This is a genomic window from Amycolatopsis rhizosphaerae (genome assembly GCF_007713715.1).
Taxonomy (GTDB): Bacteria; Actinomycetota; Actinomycetes; order Mycobacteriales; family Pseudonocardiaceae; genus Amycolatopsis_E; species Amycolatopsis_E rhizosphaerae.
Genome location: NZ_VJWX01000395.1, coordinates 1 through 6,664, shown reverse-complemented (window position 1 = coordinate 6,664; position 6,664 = coordinate 1). Strand labels below are relative to the sequence as shown.

General features: G+C 69.7%; 9 protein-coding genes. 5 read left to right on the top strand and 4 right to left on the bottom strand.

Annotation, left to right across the window (positions count from 1 at the left end; genetic code table 11):
- Both FNH05_RS28515 and rsgA read right to left on the bottom strand, forming a co-directional pair.
- A partial coding sequence (locus FNH05_RS28515) for an SCO4651 family lipoprotein (protein ID WP_144591937.1) occupies positions 1 to 750 on the bottom strand: 750 nt, incomplete at its 3' end.
- A gap of 40 nt (positions 751 to 790) precedes the next feature.
- Positions 791 to 1,780 carry a ribosome small subunit-dependent GTPase A gene (gene rsgA, locus FNH05_RS28510; RefSeq protein ID WP_144591936.1) on the bottom strand — a complete coding sequence of 330 codons (990 nt, stop codon included), beginning with the start codon at positions 1,778 to 1,780 and terminating at the stop codon, positions 791 to 793.
- 94 nt (positions 1,781 to 1,874) lie between these two features.
- On the opposite strand from rsgA, the gene FNH05_RS28505 reads away from it, so the two are divergent.
- Positions 1,875 to 2,630 (top strand): SOS response-associated peptidase, encoded by a 756-nt coding sequence (locus FNH05_RS28505; RefSeq protein ID WP_144591935.1) that lies wholly within the window; start codon positions 1,875 to 1,877, stop codon positions 2,628 to 2,630.
- 1 nt (position 2,631) lies between these two features.
- Positions 2,632 to 3,240, top strand: coding sequence for an alpha/beta hydrolase family protein (locus tag FNH05_RS28500; RefSeq protein WP_144591934.1), 609 nt, complete (start codon positions 2,632 to 2,634; stop codon positions 3,238 to 3,240).
- Positions 3,241 to 3,250: 10 nt separating this feature from the next.
- On the opposite strand, the gene ybaK is transcribed toward FNH05_RS28500, so the two are convergent.
- Positions 3,251 to 3,727, bottom strand: coding sequence for a Cys-tRNA(Pro) deacylase (gene ybaK / locus FNH05_RS28495; protein WP_144591933.1), 477 nt, complete (start codon positions 3,725 to 3,727; stop codon positions 3,251 to 3,253).
- A gap of 70 nt (positions 3,728 to 3,797) precedes the next feature.
- Here ybaK and FNH05_RS28490 point away from each other — a divergent pair, with 70 nt between their 5' ends.
- Complete coding sequence (locus FNH05_RS28490; protein WP_425458499.1) at positions 3,798 to 4,580, top strand: sigma-70 family RNA polymerase sigma factor; 783 nt, start codon at positions 3,798 to 3,800, stop codon at positions 4,578 to 4,580.
- Positions 4,577 to 4,894, top strand: coding sequence for a mycothiol system anti-sigma-R factor (gene rsrA / locus FNH05_RS28485; RefSeq protein ID WP_144591932.1), 318 nt, complete (start codon positions 4,577 to 4,579; stop codon positions 4,892 to 4,894). Before FNH05_RS28490 ends, rsrA begins: the two co-directional genes overlap by 4 nt.
- A gap of 71 nt (positions 4,895 to 4,965) precedes the next feature.
- On the opposite strand, the gene FNH05_RS40115 is transcribed toward rsrA, so the two are convergent.
- A complete protein-coding gene (locus FNH05_RS40115) occupies positions 4,966 to 5,040 on the bottom strand; it encodes a 50S ribosomal protein bL37 (RefSeq protein WP_098515123.1) in 75 nt (24 codons plus the stop codon).
- 119 nt (positions 5,041 to 5,159) lie between these two features.
- Between FNH05_RS40115 and FNH05_RS28480 the strand changes: the two genes are divergently transcribed.
- Entirely contained in the window at positions 5,160 to 6,662 is a 1,503-nt protein-coding gene (locus FNH05_RS28480; protein WP_144591931.1) for a sensor histidine kinase, read from the top strand.
- The last annotated feature ends 2 nt before the right edge of the window (positions 6,663 to 6,664 follow it).

Here is a 6,664-nt window from a genome sequence, read left to right as displayed (position 1 = left end):
CATCTTGACCTGATCGGTCCCGGCCGGGGCGCCCGCAGCCTTCATCATGTCGCTGAGGTCCTCGGTGATCTGGACCGGCAGCATGTCGCTGTTGAGCCAGATCTCCATCGGGAAGGTGATGTTCTTACCCGCGATCTTGTCCAGCACGGTCTTGTCGACCTCGGAACCCATGACCTGCATGGCCTTGTTCAGGTCCACCGTGATCGCGTAGTGCGTGGCAGGCTGGCCGTCCAGCACGGTCTGCTCGCTCTTGGTGATGGTGCCCGCCTGCTGCACCTTCTCCAGCATCTTGCTCGGGTCGTTCTGGTCGGCCTTGCCCGCGCCGAGCTGCTTGCCCATCATGCTGTCCGCCGAGGTCTTCACCCACGGCTTGCTGCTGCCCGTCTTGGCGCTGAGCTCCTTGGGCAGCTTGATGTAGACCGTGTTGTCGACGATGCGCATCTCTTCGGTCATCTCGCCGATGTTCATGGTCATCTGCACCGCCGGCTTGGCGAAGTCGCCGGAGCCCTGGGCCTTCATCGACTGCTTGCCCATCGACATGTCCATGGTGAACTTCGCGGTCTTGGCCTGGCCGGTCTTCGACGAGGCGGCGTGGGCCAGGTCCTGGGCGTTGCTGAACAGTGCGGACATCCCGCCGGTCGCATTCGTGCCCGCCGCCGTGTTCCCGGTACCGTCGCCCGCCTTGGCGCCGCACGCGGTCAGGGCGACGGTGAGCGCGAGACCACCGACGGTGAGCGCAAGCTTCTTCACTTATGTTTCCCCTGTCGAAAGTTACGTTTCTGTGAGGCGATCATGTTTGCATGCCGGTCCTGGATGCCAGCAGGCGCCGTAGCGAAGCGAGGCGGCGCGCCTGCGGCACCTGGTCGAGCATGCAGTCCGGGTCTTCGGGGGCGCCGAGATGACCGCAGCCCGGCGGGCATTCTTCGGCCGCTTCGGCGAATTCCGGGAAGGCGGAGACGATGTCGTCGGCCGTGATGTGCGCCAGGCCGAACGAGCGCACGCCGGGGGTGTCGATCACCCAGCCGCCACCGGGCAGCGGCAGGGCCACCGCGGCGACCGAGGTGTGCCGTCCCTTGCCCACCGCGCTGACCTCCCCGGTGGCCAGCTCCGCGTCCGGCACCAGCCGGTTGACCAGGGTCGACTTGCCCACGCCGGAATGGCCGACGAGCGCCGAGATCCGGCCGTTGACGGTGTCCGACAGCGGCAGTGAGTCCTCGTCGTGGCGGGTGACCACGGCGGGCACGTCGAGGTCGGCGTAGCGCTCCAGCAGCTCGCCGGGATCGGCGAGGTCGGCCTTGGTCAGGCACAGCACGGGACGCAGTCCGCCCGCGTAGCAGGCGACCAGGCAGCGGTCGATGAAACCGGTGCGCGGCGGCGGGTCGGCCAGCGCGCTGACGATGAGCAGCTGCTCGGCGTTGGCGACCACGATGCGTTCGAAGGGGTCGGTGTCGTCGGCGGTCCGGCGCAGCACACTGCGGCGCTCCTCCACCCGCACGATGCGGGCGAGCGTGTCCGGCCTGCCGCTGACGTCGCCGACCACACCGACCTGGTCGCCCACCACCACCGGGGTGCGGCCCAGTTCGCGGGCGCGCATCGCGGTCACCAGCCTGCCGGGGTCACCGCCGACCGCACAGGTCCAGCGTCCGCGGTCGACGGCGATGACCATCGCGCCCACCGCGTCGGCATGCTCGGGGCGGCGCTTGCTGCGGGGCCGGGAGCCACGTCCCGGGCGGACCCGCACGTCGCTTTCGTCGAGCTTGCGCCAATCCCTGCCGGACAAACCGTTCTCCCTCCCGGTGCGGGTGTCGGTCACGATGATCCCTGATCTGTGTCACGATGGTTGTCCGAGCACCTGCGAAAAGGAGTTGGGCGACATGTGCGGCCGTTATGCCGCGACGAAGAACCCGGCCGAGCTGGTCCGGGAGTTCGACGCGGCGGACGAAACCGGCGGGCAGGCCCGCGGTGCCGACTACAACGTGGCGCCGACCAAGAACGCGATCACCGTGGTGCAGCGGCATCCCCGCGACGCGGAGGGGCACGTGCTGACCGAGGAGCCGTCGGTGCGCACCCTGCGGGTCATGCGCTGGGGCCTGGTCCCGTTCTGGGCGAAGGATCCCTCGGTGGGCAACCGGATGATCAACACCAGGGCGGAGACGGCGAGCGAGAAGCCCGCCTTCAAACGGGCGCTCGCGCAGCGGCGCTGCCTGGTTCCGGCCGACGGCTGGTACGAGTGGCGCAAGACCGACGGCAAGAAGGAACCCTTCTACCTGACCGGTGAGGATCTCGCCTTCGCCGGGATCTGGGAGAGCTGGCGGGATCCGAAGGACCGCGACGCCCCGCCGCTGATCACGTTCTCCATCATCACCACCGACGCGGTCGGCAGGCTGACCGAGATCCACGAGCGGATGCCGCTGGCGATACCGCGACGGCGCTGGGCGGACTGGCTGGATCCGGACCGCACCGAGGCCGGCGAACTCCTCGCCCCCGCGGAGGACCTCGTCGACTCGCTCGAACTGCGGCCCGTCTCGGATCGCGTGAACAATGTGCGCAACAACGGCCCCGAGCTCGTCGCCAGGGTCGAGCCCGCGGCGGCCGACCTCGACGAGCCCCTGTTCGAACTGCCGAAGTGACATGACCACCATCGAGATCCCCACGCCGTACGGCCCCGCCCGTGCCGAGTTGCACTGCGCGCAGGACGGCCTCGCGGTGCTGCTCCTCGGCCACGGTGCCGGCGGCGGGATCGAGGCGAAGGACCTGGTCACGGTGGCCAGGGCCGCCAAGGCCGCCGGGGTGCACGTGGCACTGGTCGAGCAGCCCTACCGGGTGGCCGGGCGCCGCGCCCCCGCACCGGCCAAGCAGCTGGACACCGCCTGGCTGGCCGTGGCGGAGGAGCTGGCGGACCGTTTCGACGATCTGCCGCAGGTCTTCGGCGGCCGGTCGTCCGGGGCGCGCGTGGCCTGCCGCACCGCCGCCGAGGGACAGGCGGTGGCCGTGTTGTGCCTGGCCTTCCCCGAGCACCCGCCCGGCAAGCCGGAGAAGTCGCGCCAGGCGGAGCTGGACGCCGTGCCGGTACCGGCGCTGGTGGTGCAGGGGGAGAGCGACCCGTTCGGCCGCCCGGAGGCCGGGCCGCATCACGAGCTCGTCGTCATCCCCGGCACGCACGCCCTCGACAAGGATCTGGACGCCCTGTTCCGCGCCGTGTCCGAATGGCTTTCCCGCGTGCTGCGCCCGCTGGTGTGAAACCGGGGTTTCAGCCCGCGATGGGGGCGACGACGGCCGAGGTGAGCCGGATCAGCTCGGCCGGGGCCAGCTCCACCTCCAGCCCGCGACGGCCCGCCGAGCAGTACACGGTGTCGAAACCGGTGGCGGAGGAGTCGATGACCAGGGGAAGGCGGCTGCGCTGGCCGAGCGGGGAGATCCCGCCGAGGACGTAGCCGGTGGCCCGCTGCGCGGCGGTGGCGTCGGCCATCTTCGCCCGCTTCCCGCCCGCCGCGGCGGCGAGCGCCTTGAGGTCGAGCTGCCCGGTCACCGGAACCACCCCCACGGTGAGCTTGCCGTCCACCTCCACCACCAGGGTCTTGAACACGCGCGCCGGGTCCACCCCGAGCGCTTCCGCCGCCTCCAGGCCGTACGACTCGTGTTTCGGGTCGTGCTCGTAGGCGTGCAGCGTGTGAGCGATCTTGTGCTTGGCGAGCGCGGCGGTCGCCGGTGTTCCCTTTCCAGCCACCACCGAACTCTATGCCGCTGATCTCCGCGTGCCGGGGAATGCCCCCGTGGGCATTGTCGTTGTGCACGGCGTGATGACCGAACTCGCCCGCCCTCGCGGCCGGATGCCGGTGCTCACCCCTCCGGGGCAAGCCGCCGTGCCCAGCCAGGTGAAAGCCGTCCGCGTATCCTCGAAGCAGTCAACTGCGTACCGCGATGTGGATGGGAAAGGGAACGGTTTGCCGAGCACGCCGAAGGACGCGATACCCGGGGCCGGCTCAGTCGAAGAGCAGGAGAACGAACGCGCCGAGCGTTTCGAACGGGACGCGATGCCGCTGCTTGACCAGCTGTACTCGGCGGCCATGCGGATGACCAGGAACCCGGCCGACGCCGAGGACCTGGTGCAGGAAACCTACCTCAAGGCCTACGGCGCGTTCGCCTCCTTCAAGGAGGGCACCAACCTCAAGGCCTGGATGTACCGCATCCTCACCAACACCTACATCAACGGGTACCGCAAGCGCCAGCGCCAGCCGGTGCAGCAGCCGACCGAGGAGATCACCGACTGGCAGATCGCACAGGCGGAGAGCCACACCTCGTCCGGCCTGCGTTCGGCCGAGGTCGAGGCCATGGACCGGCTTCCGGACAGCGACGTGAAGGCCGCGCTGCAGCAACTGCCCGAGGAATTCCGGCTCGCGGTGTACCTTGCCGACGTCGAAGGTTTCGCGTACAAGGAAATCGCCGAAATCATGGACACGCCGATCGGCACCGTGATGTCCCGGCTGCACCGTGGCCGTGCTCAACTGCGCAACCTGCTGGCCGATGTCGCACGCGAGCGCGGCTTCATCCGTGGCGCTCGACAGGAGGTAGCGCGATGAACGCGAGCTCCGAGCACGGCAAGGACAAGCTCCACTGCAACGAGGCGCTGGCCGAGATCTTCCTGCTGCTGGACCGCGAATGCAGTCCCGAGCGGGACGCCGAGCTGCGGCGGCACATCGAGGACTGTCCACCCTGCCTGGAGGAATACGGCATCGACGAGGCGATCAAGCAGCTGCTGGCCCGCAAGTGCGGCGGTGATCTCGCCCCGGCCGAGCTGAAGCGGAGGCTGCGGGCCTCGATCCGCCGGACCGTGCAGATGCATGGCGGGCTGACCGTCGAGCGCACCGAGGTGAGCATCGAGAAGAGTGAGTGACCGGGGCCCCCGGTCGAGACGTGAGAAGGCCCCGGTGCGGAGCGCACCGGGGCCTTCTCGTTGCCCAGAATTCAGGCGTTGGGCTTCTTGCCGTGGTTCGCACCGTTCTTCTTGCGGTCGCGACGCTTACGGGCACGCTTGGACATGTCCACTCCTCGGTCTGGCTTGCCTGACCAGTGTGGCAGGCGGTGCCCGGGCGCTGCCTACCCGGTCCGGCTCTGCTTGGATGACGAGGATGCCCAGCGCGAACACAGTGGAGTGAACCTTGTCCACGCTTTCCGACCTGCTGGCGGAGAACACCGCCCTCTCCGGTGAGGCCGCCGACCACCTGCAGGCTGTGGTCGCAGAGTGGCAGCTGCTCGCCGATCTGTCCTTCGCCGACTTCCTGCTGTGGGTTCCGGTCTCGCCGGAGCACAGCGAGCAGGGGGGCGACTTCGTCTGCGTCGCCCAGGCCCGGCCCACCACCGCGCCCACCGCGCACCCGGAGGACGTGGTCGGCACGCGGTTCACCGTCGACGAGCACCCGCAGCTGGCCAGGGCCATCCGGGAGGTGCGGATCTGCCGCGAGGAGGATCCGCACTGGTACCGGGACCTGCCGATGCGGCGGGAGGCCGTGCCGGTCACCTTCGTGGGCAAGGTCATCGCCGTGCTCAGCCGCGAGACGAACCTCGCCGCGCCCCGGGTGCCGAGTCCGCTGGAGGTGGCCTACCTCGGCAGTGCGGGCGATCTGTGCCAGATGATCGCGGACGGGACGTTCCCGAGCCCGGATTCGCAGAGCGACGTGCACACCAGCCCTCGTGTGGGCGACGGGCTGATCCGGCTGGACGCCTCCGGCAACGTGGTCTTCGCCAGTCCCAACGGGCTGTCCGCCTACCACCGCATGGGGCACGAGTCCGATCTCGTGGGCACCCGGCTCGCCCCGCTGACCCGGTCGCTGATCCGGGACCCGTTCGACGCCACCGAGGTTGCCCACCGCATCCTCGACGCGCTCGACGGCAAGCCGGGCAGCCGCACCGAGGCCGACTCGCGTCGTGGCGCCGTCGTGCTGTTCCGGGCGCTGCCGCTGCGGCCCCACGGCCAGCCGGCCGGGGCGCTGGTGCTGGTGCGGGATGTGACCGAGGTCAAGCGGCGTGACCGGGCACTGCTGTCCAAGGACGCCACGATCCGCGAAATCCACCACCGGGTGAAGAACAACCTGCAGACGGTGGCGGCGCTGCTGCGCCTGCAGTCGAGGAGGACGACGAGCCCGGAGGCGCGCCAGGCGCTGACGGAATCGGTGCGCCGGGTCTCCTCGATCGCGATGGTGCACGAGGCGCTGTCGGTGTCGGTGGACGAACGGGTCGACCTGGACCAGTTGCTGGACAACGTGCTGCCGATGGTGGGCGAGGTGGCCACGGCCGAGTCGAGGGTGAGCATCACGCGCACCGGTTCGTTCGGGATCGTGGTGGCGGAGATCGCGACACCGCTGGTGATGGTGCTCGCGGAACTGGTGCAGAACGCGGTGGAGCACGCCTTCCCCGACGGCCGCCCGGGCAGGATCGAGATTTCGGTGTCCCGCTCGGCGCGCTGGCTGGACGTGCTGATCCGCGACAACGGCCGCGGCCTGCCCTCGGGGTTCTCCCTGGAACGGGCGGACGGACTGGGCCTGCAGATCGTCCGCACGCTCATCGAGTCGGAACTGCGCGGCTCACTGTCCCTGCGCCGCCTGCGCGACGGTGAGCGGGGAACCGAGGCCGCCCTGCGCATCCCCTTGAGCCGCCGGTTGTGATG

What these genes read in the sequence shown, in the direction of transcription:
- FNH05_RS28500 (WP_144591934.1), top strand. Translation starts at nt 2,632, where the DNA reads ATGACCACCATCGAGATCCCCACGCCGTACGGCCCCGCCCGTGCCGAG.
- rsrA (WP_144591932.1), top strand. Translation starts at nt 4,577, where the DNA reads ATGAACGCGAGCTCCGAGCACGGCAAGGACAAGCTCCACTGCAACGAG.
- FNH05_RS28505 (WP_144591935.1), top strand. Translation starts at nt 1,875, where the DNA reads ATGTGCGGCCGTTATGCCGCGACGAAGAACCCGGCCGAGCTGGTCCGG.